This window comes from Sphingobacterium sp., from assembly GCF_039596235.1.
In the GTDB taxonomy this organism is placed as follows: Bacteria; Bacteroidota; Bacteroidia; order Sphingobacteriales; family Sphingobacteriaceae; genus Sphingobacterium.
Window position 1 is genome coordinate 291,646 of record NZ_JBCNKE010000004.1, and the last position, 20,921, is coordinate 312,566.

Annotated in this window: 15 protein-coding genes; 5 read left to right on the forward strand and 10 right to left on the reverse strand. The window is 41.8% G+C overall.

Annotated features, from left to right (window positions below; translation table 11 throughout):
* Nucleotides 1–157: 157 nt before the first annotated feature.
* The gene (locus ABDW32_RS11045) at nt 158–964 is read right to left on the reverse strand and encodes an MBL fold metallo-hydrolase (RefSeq protein ID WP_343562337.1); all 807 of its coding nucleotides are present in this window, start codon (nt 962–964) and stop codon (nt 158–160) included.
* A gap of 72 nt (nt 965–1,036) precedes the next feature.
* Nucleotides 1,037–2,464 carry an L-serine ammonia-lyase gene (locus ABDW32_RS11050; protein ID WP_343562339.1) on the reverse strand — a complete coding sequence of 476 codons (1,428 nt, stop codon included), beginning with the start codon at nt 2,462–2,464 and terminating at the stop codon, nt 1,037–1,039.
* Nucleotides 2,465–2,679: 215 nt separating this feature from the next.
* Here ABDW32_RS11050 and ABDW32_RS11055 point away from each other — a divergent pair, with 215 nt between their 5' ends.
* Nucleotides 2,680–4,227, forward strand: coding sequence for a family 10 glycosylhydrolase (locus ABDW32_RS11055; protein WP_343562341.1), 1,548 nt, complete (start codon nt 2,680–2,682; stop codon nt 4,225–4,227).
* A gap of 116 nt (nt 4,228–4,343) precedes the next feature.
* On the opposite strand, the gene ABDW32_RS11060 is transcribed toward ABDW32_RS11055, so the two are convergent.
* Nucleotides 4,344–6,050: a glycoside hydrolase family 3 N-terminal domain-containing protein gene (locus ABDW32_RS11060; protein WP_343562342.1), complete on the reverse strand. Its 1,707-nt coding sequence runs from the start codon at nt 6,048–6,050 to the stop codon at nt 4,344–4,346.
* 430 nt (nt 6,051–6,480) lie between these two features.
* Nucleotides 6,481–7,023 (reverse strand): TetR/AcrR family transcriptional regulator, encoded by a 543-nt coding sequence (locus ABDW32_RS11065; RefSeq protein ID WP_077437208.1) that lies wholly within the window; start codon nt 7,021–7,023, stop codon nt 6,481–6,483.
* A gap of 176 nt (nt 7,024–7,199) precedes the next feature.
* Between ABDW32_RS11065 and ABDW32_RS11070 the strand changes: the two genes are divergently transcribed.
* On the forward strand, nt 7,200–9,941 hold the full coding sequence (locus ABDW32_RS11070) for a TonB-dependent receptor (protein ID WP_343562344.1): 2,742 nt from the start codon (nt 7,200–7,202) through the stop codon (nt 9,939–9,941).
* Between the two features lie 25 nt (nt 9,942–9,966).
* Here the strand turns inward: ABDW32_RS11070 and ABDW32_RS11075 are convergent, their stop codons facing one another.
* Together ABDW32_RS11075 and ABDW32_RS11080 are read right to left on the reverse strand one after the other, a co-directional pair.
* Complete coding sequence (locus tag ABDW32_RS11075; RefSeq protein ID WP_343562346.1) at nt 9,967–10,641, reverse strand: response regulator transcription factor; 675 nt, start codon at nt 10,639–10,641, stop codon at nt 9,967–9,969.
* Nucleotides 10,642–10,706: 65 nt separating this feature from the next.
* Nucleotides 10,707–12,140, reverse strand: a complete 1,434-nt coding sequence (locus ABDW32_RS11080) for a HAMP domain-containing sensor histidine kinase (RefSeq protein ID WP_343562348.1) — start codon at nt 12,138–12,140, stop codon at nt 10,707–10,709.
* A gap of 119 nt (nt 12,141–12,259) precedes the next feature.
* Here ABDW32_RS11080 and ABDW32_RS11085 point away from each other — a divergent pair, with 119 nt between their 5' ends.
* On the forward strand, nt 12,260–13,675 hold the full coding sequence (locus tag ABDW32_RS11085) for a DUF4270 family protein (protein ID WP_343562350.1): 1,416 nt from the start codon (nt 12,260–12,262) through the stop codon (nt 13,673–13,675).
* 3 nt (nt 13,676–13,678) lie between these two features.
* Nucleotides 13,679–14,698 (forward strand): hypothetical protein, encoded by a 1,020-nt coding sequence (locus tag ABDW32_RS11090; RefSeq protein ID WP_343562352.1) that lies wholly within the window; start codon nt 13,679–13,681, stop codon nt 14,696–14,698.
* Nucleotides 14,699–15,139: 441 nt separating this feature from the next.
* Here ABDW32_RS11090 and ABDW32_RS11095 read toward each other — a convergent pair whose 3' ends face one another.
* The 3 genes from ABDW32_RS11095 to dnaG form a co-directional block, all read right to left on the reverse strand.
* Nucleotides 15,140–16,168 (reverse strand): glutaminyl-peptide cyclotransferase, encoded by a 1,029-nt coding sequence (locus ABDW32_RS11095; protein WP_343562354.1) that lies wholly within the window; start codon nt 16,166–16,168, stop codon nt 15,140–15,142.
* 180 nt (nt 16,169–16,348) lie between these two features.
* The gene (locus ABDW32_RS11100) at nt 16,349–16,705 is read right to left on the reverse strand and encodes a YraN family protein (RefSeq protein ID WP_343562356.1); all 357 of its coding nucleotides are present in this window, start codon (nt 16,703–16,705) and stop codon (nt 16,349–16,351) included.
* A 10-nt stretch (nt 16,706–16,715) separates the two neighbouring features.
* Complete coding sequence (gene dnaG, locus ABDW32_RS11105; protein ID WP_343562358.1) at nt 16,716–18,716, reverse strand: DNA primase; 2,001 nt, start codon at nt 18,714–18,716, stop codon at nt 16,716–16,718.
* A gap of 307 nt (nt 18,717–19,023) precedes the next feature.
* Between dnaG and ABDW32_RS11110 the strand changes: the two genes are divergently transcribed.
* On the forward strand, nt 19,024–20,409 hold the full coding sequence (locus tag ABDW32_RS11110; RefSeq protein WP_343562360.1) for a nucleotide sugar dehydrogenase: 1,386 nt from the start codon (nt 19,024–19,026) through the stop codon (nt 20,407–20,409).
* Nucleotides 20,410–20,548: 139 nt separating this feature from the next.
* On the opposite strand, the gene ABDW32_RS11115 is transcribed toward ABDW32_RS11110, so the two are convergent.
* Entirely contained in the window at nt 20,549–20,869 is a 321-nt protein-coding gene (locus tag ABDW32_RS11115; RefSeq protein ID WP_077437219.1) for a hypothetical protein, read from the reverse strand.
* Between the last annotated feature and the right edge of the window lie 52 nt (nt 20,870–20,921).

The following is a 20,921-nucleotide window of genomic DNA, read 5'->3' on the forward strand; positions in this document are numbered from 1 at the left end:
AACAAAGCAAATATAAAAGGAATTATTGGGATATCAACTTTATTTTAACTTTTTCGTTTTTTGAAGTTTACCAAGGCTTGTGAAGAGAAACATCTACTTTAAATTAAAAGTACAGCATATGTGATTCATAAAATCAGTTGGCCGGTTTTTTGGTGAATTATTCGAGGCAGGCTGTTGGTACAGGAACAGTCTTCTTGTTTAAAATCTGGGCAATGTCAAACAATTCAGTCTCCTGATAACGTGTAGCCACATGAAGTGTAATTTGCTCACAATGGGGCTCAAATGTCGCCTGAACAAGATCGACCGTATTATTTTCACCGGAGAGATGTGTTAAGATCAGATGTTTGAGTCGATCGGTTTTATATTGATTGAATAGTTCAACGGCAATACGGTTGGAAAGATGTCCCCATCCGCTGCTGATCCTATTTTTCAAAAAATAGGAATATCTGCCCGTATGCAGCATATCCTCATCGTAATTGGATTCCAGCAAGAGGATATCGGAATGTTGGATCACATGCTGCACATTTTCACAGGGCCGTCCGATATCGGTCAGCACACCTATATTATGAATGCCATCCGAGACAAGGAAACTACAGGGTTCTTTTGCGTCGTGATACTTGGGGATCCCATAAATTTTTAGTCCTCCTATTTCAACTTCCTCATTGGATGCAATGATATTGACCAGGTGGGGTGGCAAATGTAATCTGGAGCCTTCATAACTTCCTTTCGTGATATACACGGGCAGATTGTATTTTTTTGCAAAAACGGACAATCCACGGATATGATCGGAGTGCTCATGCGTAATAAAAATTGCTTTAATCTGTGTGGGAATGATCCCCAGATTGTACATCCGGAGATGGATATGTTTACTGTTGATACCAGCATCAATTAAGATAGCCGAATCGTCTTTGGCGATATAATAACAGTTTCCATTACTCCCGGAGGCGATTGCACAATATTTCATTCGCGTATACTATTTATGAGTATATATTCTACTGCAGCAAAGATACAAAAAACAAGAACACTCAGTTGAACCTTAACATTCCGGCAAACTCAATGGGATATTGACTGCCAAACCGCCATCTGCTGTTTCTTTATACTTGGCGTTCATATCCAAAGCGGTTTCCCACATGGTTTTGACCACTGTATCCAAGCTGACTTTAGCTTTGTCAGGATTTGACTGTAAAGCCAGTTGGGCTGCGGTAATGGCCTTTATTGCTCCCATGGTGTTGCGTTCTATACAAGGAATCTGCACCAGTCCTCCGATCGGATCGCAGGTCAATCCGAGGTGGTGTTCCATGGCGATCTCTGCCGCCATCAGTACCTGACGCTGTGATCCGCCCAATACCTCTGTCAGTGCACCCGCGGCCATTGCCGAGGAGACGCCAATTTCGGCCTGACAACCACCCATGGCAGCTGAAATGGTTGCATTCTTTTTAAAGATGGAACCTATTTCCGAAGCGGTCAGGATAAACTGTACGATTTTATTTTCCCGCATTCCATCATGGAAGGTAATATAATACTGTAAAACTGCGGGTATAACTCCTGATGCACCATTGGTGGGAGCCGTAACTACACGCCCGAAAGACGCATTTTCTTCGTTAACGGCAAGTGCAAAGCAGCTTACCCAGTCCAGGATATATTGAAAATTCTGTCCACCTTCACGAATGGCCATCACCCATGATTCGTAATCCCGATAACTACGCCCCTGCATCAATTTCTTGTTTAATTTCGCAGCCCTGCGTTCTACATTTAAGCCGCCGGGTAAAGTACCGCCAGTGTGACAGCCACGGTAAATACACTCGTAAATGGTTTTATAGATATTCAGGACACCAGCAACGGTTTCACTTTCCTCCCGCCATGCACATTCATTTTCAAGAACAAGCTCCGATATTTTCAAGCCTGTTTTCATCGTCCAATGCAACAGTTCCTGCGCGGTATCCACCGGAAAGGGAAGATCTACTTCGGATAATACACTCTCGGTATCATTTTCCTGAACGACAAACCCGCCACCAATTGAATAATAGGTCTCCGTAATGGCCTTACCACTCGATAGAAAAGCCTGAAAAGTAACTGCATTTGGATGGAAAGGCAAACTCTCTGTGTACAAAAACAGCAGGTCTTCCTGGTAGGAAAATGGAACTGTGCGCTCACCCGCAACCTCCAGTTCGCCCACCGCTTTGATATGTGCCACCTTTGGTGTCACCTGGTCCACATCGAAAGTCACTGGGTCATCACCACTCAATCCGAGCAGAACAGCGATATCTGTACCGTGTCCGGAACCGGTCTTGGCTAAAGATCCATAAAGCAAAATCTTGACCTGCTCCACCTCATTCAATAAACCCTTTGCCTTGAGGACATGAGTAAATTGCTGGGCGGCACGCCAAGGGCCTAAGGTATGCGAACTGGATGGTCCGATACCAATCTTAAACATATCAAAAACGGATATTTGTTCTTTGCTCATAATCTTTATTGTTGCGGTTAGCTCGCTTACCATAGCTCTTGTGAAAACCGCATCTAAATTAGCACAAATTAATATACAATGTTACCTGTATTTGTATTATTATCAATTTGAAAACCAAGCTGACATTCTTTTAACAAGTATCCAACAAACATCTTACATTTTTTAGGGAAAAAGTAAGAAATGCTTCCCTATCTTTGTTGGCTACTATTTATAGAATGACGGGAAAAACATATTTATATTCTTTTTTTGCCTTTTTTGTCTGTTTATTTTCGACTAGAACATATGCCCAACAAATACCCAAGCGAGAGTTTCGTGGTGTATGGGTTGCTACCATAGGTAATATAGATTGGCCTTCTGTTAAAGCAGGCAATAATGTTGCCCAGCAGAAGCAGGAATTTATCGATCTCCTGGATCAGCACCGTAGTGCTGGACTAAATGCCATTATTCTACAGGTACGGCCTGCAGCAGATGCATTTTATGGCAAAGGTCGTGAACCCTGGAGCAGGTACCTGACCGGGAAGCAGGGACTGGCTCCGGCCCCATTTTATGATCCTTTAGAGTTTGCTATTGCAGAGGCACACAAAAGAGGCATGGAGCTGCATGCTTGGTTCAACCCCTATCGGGCGTCGACCACCTTGAATCCCGCACATTTCTCCGATGATCATATTACCAAACGTCATCCCGAATGGTTCTTTACTTACGCCGGAAAAAAGCTTTTCAACCCGGGGCTACCGGATGTCCGTAAATATATCATCGATGTCATTATGGATGTCGTCAAGAACTATGATGTAGATGGTATCCATTTTGACGATTATTTTTACCCTTATCCCGATAGCCGGAATACAACCGTACCGGATCAGCTGACTTTTGCCCAGTATAATAATGGCATTGAAAATATTGAGGACTGGCGACGCAATAATGTGAACATGCTGGTGCGTGATCTCGGAATCGCCATCAAAAAAATAAAACCTTATGTCAAATACGGGATCAGCCCATGTGGCGTATGGGATAACAAGGAAAACAATAGCATCGGTTCGGAAACACGCGGGCTAAGTGCTTATCGTGAACTCTATGCGGATGGCGTAAAATGGATGCAGGAGGGTTGGATCGACTATATCAATCCACAGATTTACTTCCCCTTTAAAAACCGTGCTGCGGCGTATGAGGTTCTCGTATCCTGGTGGCAACGACATACCTATGGGCGGCATTTTTATGTGGGACATGGCGCCTACCGCGTAACAGAAAATAAGACTGGATGGACTGACAAAAGCCAGATCCCCAGACAGGTTCGCCACCTACGCGAAGAACATAATGTTGAAGGGAGTATATATTTCAGTTCCCGATCGCTCACAGATAATTTAGCCGGACTACAGGACTCCATGCGAAATGACCTGTACCGCACACCGGCTCTGCCCCCAGCAATGCCTTGGCTGGACAGTATTCCGCCTAACGCTCCTTTTGGTTTGTTGGTCAAATCATCCGCCAATGGGAAAATGAATACGCTCTTTTGGCAGAAACCTGATGTGGCTAGTGATGGTCAATCGGCCTATGGCTATGTCGTCTATCGCTTTGTCGTAGGGGAGCGGGTCAATATCAAAGATCCCAGCAAAATTATCTTTATCACATACGATGCCGATAAACTCCAATATACGGATGATGACATCAAACAAAACCAACGTTACAAATATGTCGTCACCGCAATAGACCGCATGAAAAATGAAAGCCGCCCCTCGGACAGCCGGGAGAAAGATGAGGAGAGCTAATCTTCGTCTGAACGGTTAGCATTGACAAAAATAAGAAGAGCCCTCCTGGATCGCGTTACTGTCATAAGTACAGCGATCCTTGAGGGCCCTTTTATTGGTGTGATTTTAAGGCGATCTTATTTGCCCTGTCCGTATTTGAATTTTTTATTGATGGTAACAGGCAATTTTCCTTTGGGAACATTTTGTCCCAATATTGTTTTGGCAGCAGCCTTCTGCATAAAAGCATCATTTTGATAAGCCAGCAAAATTGTCTTTGCTTTCTTGGTTGCTTCCACGCCATCTACTACATATACATTTGTGAAAAGCGTCAAAATGGATTTCTTTGCAAATTTTTTAATCAATTTCTGCACATTTTCATTCAGCTGCATGGTCGGACGCGGACGTAACCGCGTATCGTGGACCGCGATGATGAATTGTTTGTTTTTCTTGATTTCCTTCACTAGATACTTCATATCGTCCTTACTCAAACTGTCCGGCACAAAATACTGTGTTTCATTGGTCAATGCAGCAGCGAGATCATTCTGGAAGGTTTGATTGGCAGAAATACCGACATTAACAATTGCTGTAGGCAGATCCTTATTAAAAGATTTCAATTTCTCCGTCGAATTAAGGGCTGTAATAGCGGCATTGGATAATTCATCAATCAACTGAACCGCAGATGCGCGATGCAAGTCCGCATACAGATTCTGTTGTGGGGTCGCCTGGTATTTATCTAATCCTAACCATAGTTTAGCTGCCAGTACTCTTTTCACACGTGCATCGATATCTGCCTGCGAGATCCGGCCAGATTCAATAGCTTTCAGAATAAGGTCAATGGCGCGTTTGCTGTTTTCCGATACTTCAAGCAGATCATGCCCTGCAACAATGGCCTGAACATCGGCTTCACCATTCGGGAAGAACTTTTTGACGCCTTTCATATCCATGGCGTCAGTCACTGTTAAGCCTTTAAAGCCAAGTTCATTCCGCAAAAGATCTGTAACAACCTTTTTCGAAATCGAAGACGGCATATTGGGGGTATCATCCAAAATAGGGATATTCATATGTGCTACCATAACCGCTGGTGCACCAGCTTTAATAAGTTCTTTGAAAGGATACATTTCCAGCGTATCCAATCTGGTTTTATCAAAAGGAAGTTGAGGCAGATCATAGTGTGAATCGACATCTGTATCACCATGTCCCGGAAAATGTTTAATGGAAGCCAAGATACCGCCATCCACCATGCCGTCCATATACGCTTTTGCTTTTTTGGTGACATTATATTTATTGTCGCCAAAAGAGCGAATTCCGATAACCGGATTTTTCGGATTGTTATTGATATCCACATCAGGTGCAAAATTGAAATGCATACCAATGCGATGAAAATCCAGCGCAACCTCCCGTCCCATACGGTAGATCAATTGATTGTCCTGAACAGCGCCTAATGTCATCTGGTAAGGGAAGGATAAGGTAGAATCCGGCATACGCATACCTAATCCCCACTCGCCATCAAATGTGACCAATAAGGGCACCTTGGATACAGACTGATAACGATTGAACATGTCCACGTGGCGTACAGGACCGCCCTGAAAAACGACAAGCCCGCCCAGTTGCTCATCCTGAACAACCTGTGCAACGGAATCAATATATTTTTGACCGAGATTGGTATGGGCGCGTACAAGGAACAACTGAGCCACCTTTTCCTTTGGTGTCAAGGTATTAAATACGGCATCTACCCAATCATGCTGAGAATTGATGTATTTTACAAAATCTTTCTTGTCCTGTGCTTTCGCAATGGATAACGCACCGACCAATGCCAATAGGCCCAGACTGAATTTTTTGAACATAAATTAGTTTGTATAATGTCTTAAAGAATACTAATAACGCTATTATTTTGGATAATATGAAATTGTTTTTGCAATAATTTCATGTAAACATGCAGAAAGACGCAATCCGGGCACTCAAACAGAAATTTAATAATACAGGATATGAGAAATATGCTGGATGTACGCAGTGTCTATCATTGATTTTGCCGAGAACCGGGTTCGGGATGAATCTGGTAATGGTTTGATAGGTAATGAATGCCAGCTATAGCTAAGTAGCCGCAATAAGCTCGAACAGCCAGGATTTAAATACTAGTTACTAAGTACTCGGTACTAAAAGACAGGACGAAGTATCAGCTGTAAGCTTAAGCAAGCTTAAAATACCCAGGAGTAAAAACACGAGATATCGGCTGTAAGCGTAAACAACCGGAATCTAAATACTCATTACTAGATACTATATCAAATTATACTTTTTCTCGAGGAACAGCGTCAATTCCATAACATGATCCAATTCACCGATAGCCTCTTTTTTCCACAGCGTATCAATGATCAATAGCAGGAATTGTGTTTCTAATTCAGGATTTTCATACCCCAATTCCTCAAAAGCACGATGGATAATCGGCTGTACCGGTTTCATAAACTGTTCATGTTGCTGCTTGGAAAAAGGATGATGGGACAGTCTTTCCTGCAATTTCCAGAATATGGGTTCGGCACTGACCAACTTATTTGGAAGGTTGATCATAGTACGCAAAAAATCTTTGGGTTCGCGATAGGTCATCATCCCCCGGTGGTGGGTAAGAACCTTGCGGTATCCGGATTTAACCAGATAGACCAAGAGCGCATCCTTGTTACCAAAATGTTTGAATATCAAAGCCTCAGAAACACCAGCGTTCTGTGCTATTGTTTTGGTAGACGTATTGGTATAACCCTGATCTGAAAAAAGCAGCAATGCTTCCTTCATAATACGTTCCTTCCTACTCAAAACACTTTCTTTCATATACTATGCCGTTCAGTTGATTGTTAATTCTACTGCAAATATATCTAATCTTTCCATTCAGTTAGGATTATTGTAACTAAAATGATAGTAATTCGTATCAAATAGTCGCATAAATTTGACAAATAAAAAAATATAACCGGCAACAGCGCATCAAACCACGCAGATATCCCTGACCAATGAAAACCAAGACCTGGACCATCGTTATCTTCTCACTTAGTTTAACACTGTTAACGATGAATGCTTTTGCACAACAATATATCTCCGGGAAACTCTTGGATAATAGTGGTTCTAAGCCTATTTCGGGCGCCAGTGTCACAATCATTGCCTTAAAGGATTCCAGTAAACTGCAGACACCAACGGATATCTTGGGCAGGTTTACAAGCGTAGCACTTCCGAATGGCGATTATCTGATTTCGGTACAGCCAATGGGTTATACGGCAGATATCCGGAAGATCAGATTAATTGGTAAGACCGTCGAGGTCAATTTTAAACTCAACAGCTCAGAGATCGTGCTGGACGAAATCAGTATCTCTCCGACGAGTGTACAGGTACGGGGAGATACCTTAGAGTTCGATGCCAAAAAATATGTCACACCTGAATTTGCGGATGCCGACGAACTGGTCAAACAGATCCCGGGTGTAGAAATTGATGAAGATGGTAATGTAAAGGCGCAGGGGGAAGCCGTAAACAAGATTATTATTGATGGCCGTGAATTCTTCAGCACCGATCCAAAAGTTGCGCTTAAAAACTTACCAGCGGATGTCATTGCCAAAGTTCAGCTCATTGATGACAAAACCGAGCAAGCGAAATTCAGCGGATTTGACGATGGCAAACGGATGAAAGTGATCAATATCGTCACCAAGCCAGATAAAAGGAAATCTTATTTTGGAAAGATCAGCGGCGGAGCCGGTCTGGACAACAAGTATGCTGTAAATACTCAAGTCACCAAAATGAACCCAAAGCGTCAGTACTCCATAGATATCAACAGCAATAACGTCAACCAGCCCAATGGTTTTGCGCCACGCGGCAATACGCGCGGCCGTACCGGACAGGGAGTTACAACACGTTTCAATGCCGGATTCAATTATCTCGACCGTTTTTTTGCCGACCGGATGGATTTCAATGCCAATTATACCTACAACTATACCGATAATAATACGATCAGCCAAAATAAAACGGAATACACCGCAGGCAATAGAGCCAACCAGATCAATAATCAGCAACAATCCGGCAGCACCTATACAAACAATCACGCTTTTTCCCTTCGGGCAAACTGGAAAATAGATACTATTCAAAAACTGGACATACAACCTACTTTTTCTTACCAGAGCAATAATAGGCATAGTAGCTCGCTGGGAAATACCCTATTAAACCTAAGTGAAATGCTCAATAAATCCGAGCGGAACAACAGCAGTTTCGGCGAAAATTTCAACTGGGGCGGGGATCTGACCTATATGCGCAGGCTGAACAAACCCGGGCGGACGATTAGCCTTAATCTGAATGGATCGTTCAGCACCAACGAGGGGAACGCGGCAAACTACGCTTTAAACACGTACTATAAAAATGGGGACTTCAGCCGAATGGACACCGTAAACAACCGAAATTACTCTACTGGCGACAATAATGGTTTTCGCACCAAAATTGCCTATACCGAAATGTTAAGTAAATACGCTCGTTTGCAGGGGAATTATACTTTTCGGAATACAGCCCGGTATTCTGATCGTAAGACCTATGAATTCCTGGCAGAAACCGAGCAGTTGGGCGAGTTGAAAAACCGTCTTTCGAATGAATTTCGCAATGACTTTGTTTACCACAGCGCGGGGCTATCTTATTTGTTCAATAAAAAAGACAGTATACGCTTTCAGGTCGGATTGGATTATCAGACCGCCAATCAGACAAATGACAAGCTATTTCCGAACACATTAAAAACAAAGAGTCATTTCAACAGTCTGCTGCCAAACTTGAATTTCCAGTATAACTTCAACAAAGAAACACGTATTGAATTTCGCTATAATGCCAAAACGAATACACCTGCTATTGAACAGTTACAGGATTTTATAGATAATCAGAACCCATTGCGCATTACTTCGGGCAACCCGAGCCTAAAACAAGAATACGACCATAACCTGGTGATGCAGTTTAGGTCTGTCAATAAGGCCTCGGGCAGAAGCTTTACGTCGGATTTTACTGCAGATTTTATTCAGAACAAGATTTCAAACACGATCTTTACAACCGATTCGGCATTTGCCATTGAGGACAATGTCATACTAGGGCCTGGAGGCCAATTTATTAAACCGGAAAATTTTGACGGTGTATACAACTTAAGATGGCACAATAGCCTTGGTTATCGCGTGGAACCGTTAAAACTCAATATCAATCTCAATAATAATGTCTATTTCAACCAAAATTACACCTTGTTGAATCTAGAAAAAGTAGATGCAAAAACCTATGGCATCAATCAACGTGTCGGCGTGAACACCGCTTTCAGTAAGGAGATCATCGTCGGCTTGGATTATAACGGGAATCTAGCCTATTCAAAAAATTCGGCAACAGAAAAATCGAATTACGCTGTTTATAAACACAGCATCAGCAATTCTCTCGCATTGACATTATGGCAAAGCTGGACCTTAAATTCGACGTTCAATTACTTATATAACGGAAGCATTCTCAACGCGCCCAGCACAACGAGTTTATTGTGGAATGTTTCTGTCGGTAAGAAGTTGTTCAAAAAGAGAAATGCAGAGATCAATCTAACGGTTTTTGATATTTTTAATGACAACAAAAATGTTAATCAACAGATCAACGACCTCTGGGTACGTGTATCCCAATCCAATGCAATTACCCGATATGCTATCCTGAGTTTTACCTACCATATCCGGGGTATGGGCGGAAAGGCTAATCGAATGCGAAAACAATAAACATCCTCCACGTGGAACAAGCTTATCAATCCACCGTAAGCATATATCCCACCCCCCGTATATTGGTGATTTTGATTCTTGGATCCTGGCTCAGATACTTACGGATGCGGCTAATAAATACGTCTAGGCTTCGCCCTGTAAAATACTTATCGTGGCTCCAATAAGCACGCATAATCTCTTCTCTAGCGATCACTTTATCTTTCTGTTCGTACAGCTTACGTAGCAGTTCGCTTTCCCGAAAGGATAATTTAAGAACCTCTTCCTGATAGGTAAGTTGATGCTTCAAACTGTCCAGCGTATAATCACCGATCATCAGTTTCTGTCCAAATAACATTTTGGGATTATTCTTCAACAAAGACTCTATGCGTACAACCAATTCTTCGATTTTAAACGGCTTTTTAACATAGTCGTCTCCGCCAAGACGAAATCCCCGAACCACATCTTCGGTCTGTACTTTGGCTGTTAAAAAGATGATGGGCAGCAAGGTGTCCATCTCCCGAATTTTGGTAGCCAATGTGAAGCCATCCATAACAGGCATCATTACATCTACCACCATGATGTCCGGTTTTGCTATGCTAAAAGACTCCAGGGCTTCCTGTCCATTGTTGCAGTGTACAACGTGAAAGCCATTAGCTTCCAGGCTATCTGCCACAATCATCGCCAGACTTGGCTCATCCTCTACGTATAAAATATTAATCATAATTCCCGTCGTTCAATAATAACGTTTTTTTATACTAAGCTACAGTGAAAATAGCTTTCTATTGGCTAATATGGTAACTTGATGATAAAGGTACTTCCTTTTCCCAATTCACTCTCGACACTGATCTTACCCTCATGACGCTTCACAACCTGCTTGACATACGCAAGTCCCAGGCCAAAGCCTTTGACATCATGCAAGTTTCCCGAAGGTACTCTAAAAAACATATCGAAAACCCGCTGATGGTATTCGGGCGCAATGCCCTTCCCATTATCCCGGATACGGACCTGAACATGTTCCTTGGCAGCTTTAATGTCAACTTTAATGCTGACATGTGGCCCCGAATATTTCATGGCATTCTCCAATAAATTATTGATGACATTTTTCAGATGGGATTCATCGCCTTTGATCTGGATCGACTCCGGGTCGGCATGGAGCTCCACTTCTACTGTTTTTGTTTTATTAAGTTGAGCCACCTCAATAGCACCTGCCACCATGGCGACAATATCAAAATCTGAGCGTTGCAGAACAATTCCCCGCGAAGCATCGATATCCATCTGCAGTACTTTCTCGATCATACCGGAAAGGTGTTCAAGTTCTTTTTTTGAAATATCAAGGTAACGATCCATCTTTTCCTTATCGTCCCGCACGCCGTACAATTGTATGGCTTCAATTGCTGCCATTACGGTGGATACCGGGGTTTTCAGTTCGTGGGTCATATTATCCACAAAGTTCTTTCGGAGCTCGGCCATTTTATTCTGGTTAAAAATGGTTTTCATCAGGTAAAAGAAGGTGCCTAACAAAAGACCGATCAACAGCAGCGAAATCAGCAATTGCCAGCTTAAGCTGTAAAGCAGGTATTTCCAGTCCTCCTGAAATTTTACGACCAAGAATTCATTCTTTATAGGGTTGACCATCATCGGTCTGGTCCAGGCCAGGTTCTTCTCCCGATATTCGCGACGCACATCCTTTACCTGCTCGCGTGGAATCGTGACGACGCTCAACTCATAGGGCACGGAGATACCTTTATTGCTCAGTGATTCTGTGAATTTCCTGTCGATCTGATCCAGATTCGTTTTGCTCATTTCAAAGTCACGGAACAAGAAAGGCGGAATAATGGCATTCTGATGATCACGATCTTTAGAATATATTTTCCCTTTACGATCTGGATCGCTACGAAATGTATGTTCCTTATGGGGCTGACGGGCGCGCACCCTTTGCAAAGCCCGATCAAGTTCAACTTCGGATAATGAGGGTAGCAATTCTTTTTTCACATCCCTGAGAAGCCGGTCTCTCTCTGTCTCAGGATCATCCAATCGTTGATCACCATTTGCTGCCTGATAGACTTCCTGTACAGCATTAAAAAGCGACCGCTCGGCAGTAGAAAGAAAAAGATCCCGCCGATTGGTATAACTTCCGTAAAGCCAGACGCCAAGCACAATGGTAATTCCTGTGCCTATTAAAACGATCAAGCTGATCAGCAATTTAAATCTTCTACCCATAACGAAAACAAATTTAAATTACTAGATTTGCAATCGCTGTGGTAATTAACCATATTTAACAAAATATAACACTGATTAACAGTAAGCATTGATTACTTTTGCACTATTCAAAAATTAATATGATCAAAAACTTTAAGAGACGTAGTATACAATTTTTACTTCCGCTTTTTACATTGGCAGCTTTTGTCGCTTGTAATAAGGACATTTCACTTTCTTTGGATAATTCGAGAAATGAAACGATTGGCGTAGTACCAATTGATACTGTTTCCGTCAAAGTTTCCACTTATCAATTGGATCCTCTTCCAACTTCAAATACAGGGACAATTCTGGTAGGAAAAAATAGCAATGCGGTCACTGGTAGTATCAAATCTACTTCTTATATGCGTTTAGGCATCGGTACAATAAACGGCACCGCTATTCCGGAGGATGCCGTATTGGATTCGGTGTCTTTGGTATTGAGTCCGAACAAATACTATTACGGCGATACAACCAAAGTTCAGAAAATTGCAGTTCATCGTGTTACGGAAGATATTACATTGACGCCAATAGATCCGACGCAACCGGCGATTGAAAGACCATTTTATGTGACTACTCCAAGTATATTCAGCAATAAAAAATTAGCTTACGAGAGCACAGCTTTAGCTGAACTTTCCTTTAACCCCCGCGTCAAATCAACGGATTCCTTGTTCTTTAAATTCAATAGCTCGATCAGTAATGAACTTTTCAGGTTGATAAAAAATGGGGATAACAGGGTTCAGAATAACACGAGTTTTCAGGAATATTTTAAGGGCTTAGCGCTGGTTCCGGATAAAAACAATACAACGCTTATTGGTTTTAAGGATACCGTTTTTCTTCAGGTACATTATTCTTTTGAGAACAATGAGGGGAATAAGGTAAGCAGCAAACAATCTTTTACTATCGACAACAAAGCATACCAATACAATCAAATTGAAGCAGATCGCTCGGCAACCAAGTTTGCGCCGATGACAATTGCTAACCCGCAGATTGATGTTGAAAAAACCGATGGTAATACATTCCTCGAAGGTTCGAGCGGTGTTGTAGCGAAAATTGAGTTCCCTACGTTATTAACCTTGGTAAACGATCCAACAATTTCAATCAATAAGGTGGAACTTGTCATTGAAGCAGAAAATAACCCGCTAGAGGGCTATGCGCAACCTGAAAATCTGGTTCTTATGATCGCTAATAGCGAAGGGACGCCGGTGAGTGCCTTAGCATCATTATCAGGAGATGCGCAAAATCCAGTGCAATCTGCCCCATTGATTAAAATTGGGGATGCAAATGGCAAATACACCTTTAATCTGATTGATTATTTAAATAAAATTAAAACAACAGCATATAAAAACACTTCATTATATCTATCTTTACCTCCGTTGCCAGTAACAACGAGAACTGCAAGCGGGGCTACAATAGTGACACCTTCTCAGCTATCAAGAACAGCGGATCGGTTGATATTGGCAAAAGATGGTAATGATCCAAGAATTAAATTAAACATCCTTTATACTAAATTTCAATAATTTATGAACAAGAAAAATTGGCTACTCGTATTGTCAGCTTTTGTATTTACAGTTACAACATTCTCTTCTTGTAAAAAAAGCAATGACACTAGTGAAGAAAAATCGACCGAGTGGTTTCAAAAAGCAGCTTACAAAGGTCCACAAACATCTTCCGCAGCAAGTTTTGTAATAAAGAACATCGCTTATGTAACTACTGGTCAATCAAGTAATGCAGGTAGCAAGGCTGTTCATTTAAAAAACACATATGCTTATGATCCAGCGTCCAATACCTGGAGCGAAAAAGATACTTTAGCAGATAAAGATGCGCGTAGCGGTCGTCGTGGTGCAATTGCTTTTGCTATCGGTGATTTTGGTTATGTAGGTGGCGGTAATGATGGCGCAAATTTCTTGAAAGATTTCTATAAATTTGACCCTTCAGCAGAAAAAGGAAAACAATGGACTAAAGTAGCTGACTTACCTATTGTATTAGCAAATGCAGTAGCCTTCACTATCGGCGGAAAAGCTTATGTGGGCACAGGAGAAACTACCATTGCAAATGGTACTGCATTTACCAATCAATTTTTCAAATATGACCCAGATTTAAATAAATGGGAAGCAATTCCTGATGCTCCATTTGCAGCGAAGAGAAAAGGTGCTTTTGTATTTGTATCAGGTAATGCTGCTTATGTTGGTGGTGGCGTTTCCAATGGTGGTTACCCAACAGATTTCTACAAATTTGACGGTAGCAAATGGACACAGTTAGCTGATTTAGATGGCGATCGTGGTGTGAATCGCTCAAATGCCGCAGCTTTCGTAATTGGCAACAATGGCTTCTTGGTAGGTGGATCAAAAGGTACAGCAAGCAGCTCTGTTGTTAAATATAATATCAGTGGTGATAGTTGGACATATGACAATACTGCTTTTAATGGTGGCTCAAGACAAGATGCTGTCGGTTTTGCAATTGGGTCAACTGGTTATGTTGCAACAGGTCTAAATGGCACAACACGTTTTGATGATAACTGGAGCTTCGTTCCGGTTTATTAATCGCAAAATAAAATTATAAAAAAAGGGATGAACCAATGGTTCATCCCTTTTTTTTATAGTAGAGCCCTGTATCATATTTGCACAGTCGGATTCGGGCGTCAACACAAAATACAACCCTTCATGGACATGACCACCTTTTAACCCGGCAAGAATATTCAGGCCCAAGATCATTCAAAAAATCGATAGCAGCTTAAAGGTTGGGAGAAATCATGCAGATCGTGTCTTGTCTTGCATGAGCTTATCCAGACGCTTTGTTTAGCAGTATAGTATTTGCGCTTTTAAATTCATGTAAAAAATAAAAGAAGATGTCCAAAAGTCAAGATTAACTTTAAGCATCGAAATATCCGATTGATGTATTGAGAGTGTACGTTTAACATTGCATAAAAAAGGGCTATCCAAGTGGACAGCCCCGTTTATCTAAAATGTATATCGTTTGAAATACTACTTTTCAATGGCTTTGATTTCATATAAGGTATTCCAGAGCTTCCCGGTTACAAACAAGCGTTTATTAGCCTGATCATACGCTATTCCATTCAGTTCATTATCATAAGCTGCAGTATGTTCATAGATACCAACCAGGTTGATCTTTCCTTCTACAGCACCTGTTTCGGGATTGATAATTGCAATAATATCCTTCTGATAGACATTTGCGTAAACTTTTCCATCAATATACTCCAGTTCATTCAATTGGTCTACAGGACCATTCTCGTCATATACAGCAATTGAGCTCAACTCTTTTCCAGTAACCGCATCCAGGAAAAACAATTTATTGGAGCCATCTGATTTGATCAAACGCTTGCCATCATAGGTAATCCCCCATCCCTCTTTACTATTTTCGTATTTAAATGAACTTTCTTTTGCTAATGAATTTTTATCAAACACATATCCCTCGCCCTGCTGCCAGGTCAGCATAAACAATTTATTACCAACTAATGTCATCCCCTCGGCGAAGGTTTTCTCATCAAATTTTATTTCTTTCAGTATCTTTCCAGTTGTCAGATCCACCTTTCTGAGGTTAGACTCACCGTAACGACCATTAGATTCATACAATACACCATCGGCAAACTGAAGTCCCTGGGTAAATGCAGTAGTATCATGAGGGAATTTATTGACAATCTGAAATCCATAGTTCTTTGCAGCCGCCGGAACCACATAAAAAGTGCTCGACACGGAGTTGGACTTACCACCACTATAGACCGTCGCGGAAATATTACGTGTACCATAGGCCATATCTTTGGTCTCCACTGTAATTGCTACAGTATCTGTCGAGGAGCCCACATGTTTATCGTCTACAAAATAAGCGACAGAATCCATGGTAATTGCATCAAATTTCAATTTCAGTTGCACTGGGCTACCCTTTAAAACAGCTTGGTTTGCTCCAGGCGAAGCAAATTCCAATGCAGATTTTTTCGACTTACAGGAAGCAAAAGCTAAAGCTGCAATCGCTACAAAATACGTGATTTTTTTCATTTATATAATCAATTTTTGAGCTGATAAAACAATCAGATTGCTATAAAACATATGTTTTAATAAATCATAATCGCTTCATTTTTATAACATAAAAAGTCTAATTCAAAATCGGAAATCTGGGAAACTGATGATTTACACGCCCAAGATTCCTATCTTTGGATCTACCTGCTAAATGCTTTTTCAACTATCCCAAAACGCATCCTTTATATGGGTAAGTTTGGAATGAGCATTATTCATTATGGCTACCACATCAAATCTCACTTCACCTACATATGCAAATTTTACTATATAAGCCTGCGCTGCCCGGATCAATCGCCTTTGCTTGCGCACATCCACAAACTCAAACGGCTCGCCAAAATCTGCCGTTGACCGTGTTTTGACCTCTACAAATACAAGCGTATCTCCGTCCATGACAATCAAATCTACCTCTAAATTCTTAAACCGCCAATTTCTTAACATTATTTTATAACCCATCTCGATCAGGTATTCCATGGCCAACTTTTCGCCCTGTACTCCTATTTCAAGATGTTTCGCCATATTATCCGGATTACTTGACAATTGTATTTCCCAAAAATCCGCCTAGAAGACGTTCTGCTTCTTTGAGTTTTTGATATTTAAAGAGAAGCACTTCCAGATTAGCAATATCCTGTTCTTGCTTCATTTCTTCACGAATATGATGCATTTCGGCGCTGATTTTTTGCTTTTTTATCCGGTAAATGGCCTCGACAACCAATTGCTTAAGGTGTTCATATTCCTGGCTCACATAGATTTTGCGTTTATCATCGTTCCAGTTTTCGCTGAGCGAATATTTTGTCGCCACACAATTGATCGCCAGTTCGGAAACGGCAGCATCTGCATGGGAATAAAATAATTTTGGATCGGGGATTTCATAATTTTCGGCAGCATCCCGATAAGCTTTCAGAATAAATGCAGCGCCCTTATCTTTAAATTCGATATCGCTGATATTACCTAGTAAGACACCAGCAACCGGAATATCGCCATCACCTTCCCAAGTCGCCAGGTAATCGCCGTAGTTGATTAGGATGCGGACAATCTCACGTTCCTGCAGGATCTCGGCGGTCAGCTGTGCTGGCTGCTCAGTCACTTCCATTGCCGGAACACCTGCGCGCTCGTCGTCAGTCATAAAGAAATCGGGCGGCGGGCCATCCATTCCAAACGGAGGCATTCCCGTGTTTGCAGGGGTTTGCGCCTTACGGGAGGCATCTTTATCTGCTTTCTTTGCCTTATTTAGCCTTATTTTGTTGAGTTCAGCAAGCAAAATACGCTCCTCAATATCCAATAAACTACTACATTCGCGAATAAAAACAGACACTTTAATCTCGTCGGGGATTAAAGCAATACTTTCAACAACATCACGTATTACCTCAGCCCTTTTAATCGGATCGTTGTTGGCATCGCGAAGTAAAATATTGGTCTTATAGAAGATAAAATCCTGCTGATGGGATTTCACATAATCCTTAAAGGCAGTAGCACCGTAGGTTTGCACATAAGAATCGGGGTCATTTCCATCCGGAAAGAGCAATACCTTTACATTTAACCCTTCTTCCAGCAACATATCGGTACCACGTAATGAAGCCTTTATTCCAGCTTCATCGCCATCATAGAGTATGGTTACATTTTTGGTAAATCTGGAAATCAATTTGATCTGGCCTGTCGTCAGGGAAGTTCCCGAAGAAGAAACCACATTCTCAACACCGGCCTGATGTACAGACAGTACATCGGCATAGCCCTCGACGAGATAACAGTTGTCCTCTTCCATGATTGCCTTTTTGGCAAAATTCAACCCATAGAGTACATCTGACTTGTGATAGATCTCACTTTCGGGTGAGTTCACATATTTGGCTACCTTCTTATCGGTCTTTAGCGTACGTCCACCAAATCCGATAATACGTCCGGTCAGATTATGGATCGGGAACATGACACGTCCTCTAAAGCGATCGTAGAGCGACTTATCGTCACGTTCAATAGCAAGCCCGCTTGCAGCAAGGTAATCTGGATGGAAGCCGGCTTCCTGTGCTTTATCCACCAATGCCGTCCACTCTTCAGGCGAGTAACCCAGTTCAAATTTCTTGATGATATCCTCACGGTATCCCCGCTCTTTGAAATAGTTGAGTCCAATGACCTGCCCCATTTCACTTTTCCAGAGCTGTTCCACGAAAAATTTACCTGCCCATGCACTCAAGACATACAGACTTTCTCTTTTGTCCTGTGCAGCGAGCTGTGCTGGAGACCGCTCAACTTCTTCAATCTCAATGGAATATTTATCGGCCAGATAACGAATGGCTTCGGGATAGGAGAACTTTTCCAGTTCCATCACAAATTTGAGTGAATCGCCTCCGACACCGCAACCAAAACATTTGTAGATCCCTTTGGAGACAGAAACGTGGAATGAGGGTGTCTTTTCGTGATGAAATGGACAATTGCCGATCAAGGAGGTACCACGCTTCTTTAGATCAACGAAGTCACCCACCACTTCCTCTATCCGAGCCGTTTCCAGTACTTTGTCAATAACCTCTTGCTTTATCAAAATCGTGCTCCTATTTTTAATGTAAAATTAGTATAAATCTGATAGATTTCAGTCTCAATCCGATTATTTATACCACCCCGATTCCTTTGTATTCAAGCTCGGCGAAAGAGATTTTTTCGTATTGTCTACCTGAGTTCCGCCTCAACGATCATTCGGACGGGCGTGAGGGTGGCTCCATTCGCAGGCTATATCTCCTATAAATTCGCTTTTTAAAGTTTTGCGATGAAATATTGACTTTTATCGACAAAAAACAATTTCGAATTCTTTACATTTGTTGTTCAATTTATAGCTGATTAAGATAATCAAAATGAGTAAAACTATCAAGAAAATATGCTGTATAGGAGCTGGTTACGTGGGTGGACCAACCATGTCGGTTGTTGCGAAACAATGTCCGCATATTGAGATCACCATTGTTGACATGAATGCTGAGCGTATTGCAGCCTGGAATGATGACAACCTGGAAAACCTTCCTGTATATGAACCGGGGCTACAGGAAATTGTGGCTGAAGCGAGGGGCCGCAATTTGTTTTTCTCAACCGATATCAACAAAGCTATTGATGAAGCCGATATGATTTTTATCTCGGTCAATACCCCGACCAAGAATTACGGAAAAGGAAAGGGAATGGCTGCGGATCTAAAATACATTGAGCTTTGTGCCCGTCAGATTGCTGCAGTCGCCAAAAATGACAAGATCGTTGTCGAAAAATCCACTCTTCCGGTACGTACGGCTGCTGCATTAAAAAGTATCCTTGACAATACCGGTAATGGGGTGAATTTCCATATTTTATCCAATCCTGAGTTCCTCGCCGAGGGGACAGCAATACAAGATCTAATCAATCCGGACCGTGTCCTTATCGGGGGAGAAAATGAAGAAGCAATTGCAGCATTAGTAGATATCTATGCGCATTGGGTAGACCAAAGCAAAATCCTGACGACCAATCTGTGGTCTTCTGAGCTTTCTAAATTGACCGCCAACGCTTTTCTGGCACAACGGGTTTCTTCGATCAACTCGATCTCCGCGCTTTGTGAAAAAACAGGCGCCAACGTCGATGAGGTCTCCAAAGCAATCGGTATGGATACACGTATCGGCGCTAAATTTTTAAAAGCATCGGTAGGCTTTGGGGGCTCCTGTTTTCAAAAAGACATCCTCAACCTTGTCTATATCGCACGCAGCTATGGCCTTACGGAAGTTGCAGAATACTGGGATCAGGTTATTTTAATGAATGATTATCAAAAGCAACGTTTTGCCGACAATATTATCCAGACATTGTACAATACGGTCTCGGGAAAAAAGATTGCTTTTTTGGGCTGGGCATTTAAAAAAGACACCAACGATACCCGTGAGTCCGCAGCGATCTACGTGGCCGATTATCTGTTAAATGAGCAGGCAGAAATTACAGTGTACGATCCAAAAGTATCTGCAGAACGTATCTACGCGGACCTAGACTATCTGAACACCCGTACATCCGAAGAAAACAGGGCCTTAGTCAAAGTGGTCAATACACCTTATGAAGCTTGTGACGACGCACACGCTGTTGCCATCTTAACAGAATGGGATGAATTCAAAAGCTACGACTGGAAGAAGATCAAGGATCAGATGAAGAAACCAGCCTTTGTATTTGATGGACGGAAATTATTGAACCGGAAACAGCTTGAAGCCCTCGATTTTAAATATTATGCGATAGGCGAATAACCGCATTGTGAGATAAAGAAGAACCCTCAGGAGTTATCTGTACATTTATACGGATATCACTGAGGGTTTTGTTTGTGCCTGTTGGCAACGCATAAGGAAAGAGAGATGAAACACAAGCGAAGCAACAGGACTTTTTATCTTAATTGTTTAACATGCCGTAAAATTCATTCATGTAATACGATTCTTGTAAGGCATCCCTAAAATTTTGCCATTGCTCTTCATCGAACGAGAAAACAATGTCCGGGTAAGGCGTCTTCATAATCAAGCGAAACTCACCATCCGGGAATGAACTGAAGAAAAGTTCGTCACCATTACTCTTAATGATGTTCAGGAAATCGAAAAACTTATTCTGTGTAAATGTCAGCACAAAACTCTGCTGCCAGATATAATATGTTTTGCACTTGTGGCAAACACTAATGTGGGTATCTCCGCGTTGACTTAGAATTTTGGTGTCACACATACTATCTATATTTATTTAGATTCATTATAAATAATATCCAAATGTAAGCATT

Coding starts and splice junctions, on each gene's coding strand:
- ABDW32_RS11075 (WP_343562346.1), bottom strand. CDS start 10,641: ATGATTAATATTTTATACGTAGAGGATGAGCCAAGTCTGGCGATGATT.
- ABDW32_RS11070 (WP_343562344.1), top strand. CDS start 7,200: ATGAAAACCAAGACCTGGACCATCGTTATCTTCTCACTTAGTTTAACA.
- ABDW32_RS11055 (WP_343562341.1), top strand. CDS start 2,680: ATGACGGGAAAAACATATTTATATTCTTTTTTTGCCTTTTTTGTCTGT.
- ABDW32_RS11110 (WP_343562360.1), top strand. CDS start 19,024: ATGAGTAAAACTATCAAGAAAATATGCTGTATAGGAGCTGGTTACGTG.
- ABDW32_RS11090 (WP_343562352.1), top strand. CDS start 13,679: ATGAACAAGAAAAATTGGCTACTCGTATTGTCAGCTTTTGTATTTACA.
- ABDW32_RS11085 (WP_343562350.1), top strand. CDS start 12,260: ATGATCAAAAACTTTAAGAGACGTAGTATACAATTTTTACTTCCGCTT.
- ABDW32_RS11050 (WP_343562339.1), bottom strand. CDS start 2,464: ATGAGCAAAGAACAAATATCCGTTTTTGATATGTTTAAGATTGGTATC.
- ABDW32_RS11100 (WP_343562356.1), bottom strand. CDS start 16,705: ATGGCGAAACATCTTGAAATAGGAGTACAGGGCGAAAAGTTGGCCATG.
- ABDW32_RS11045 (WP_343562337.1), bottom strand. CDS start 964: ATGAAATATTGTGCAATCGCCTCCGGGAGTAATGGAAACTGTTATTAT.
- ABDW32_RS11115 (WP_077437219.1), bottom strand. CDS start 20,869: ATGTGTGACACCAAAATTCTAAGTCAACGCGGAGATACCCACATTAGT.
- ABDW32_RS11065 (WP_077437208.1), bottom strand. CDS start 7,023: ATGAAAGAAAGTGTTTTGAGTAGGAAGGAACGTATTATGAAGGAAGCA.
- ABDW32_RS11060 (WP_343562342.1), bottom strand. CDS start 6,050: ATGTTCAAAAAATTCAGTCTGGGCCTATTGGCATTGGTCGGTGCGTTA.
- ABDW32_RS11095 (WP_343562354.1), bottom strand. CDS start 16,168: ATGAAAAAAATCACGTATTTTGTAGCGATTGCAGCTTTAGCTTTTGCT.
- ABDW32_RS11080 (WP_343562348.1), bottom strand. CDS start 12,140: ATGGGTAGAAGATTTAAATTGCTGATCAGCTTGATCGTTTTAATAGGC.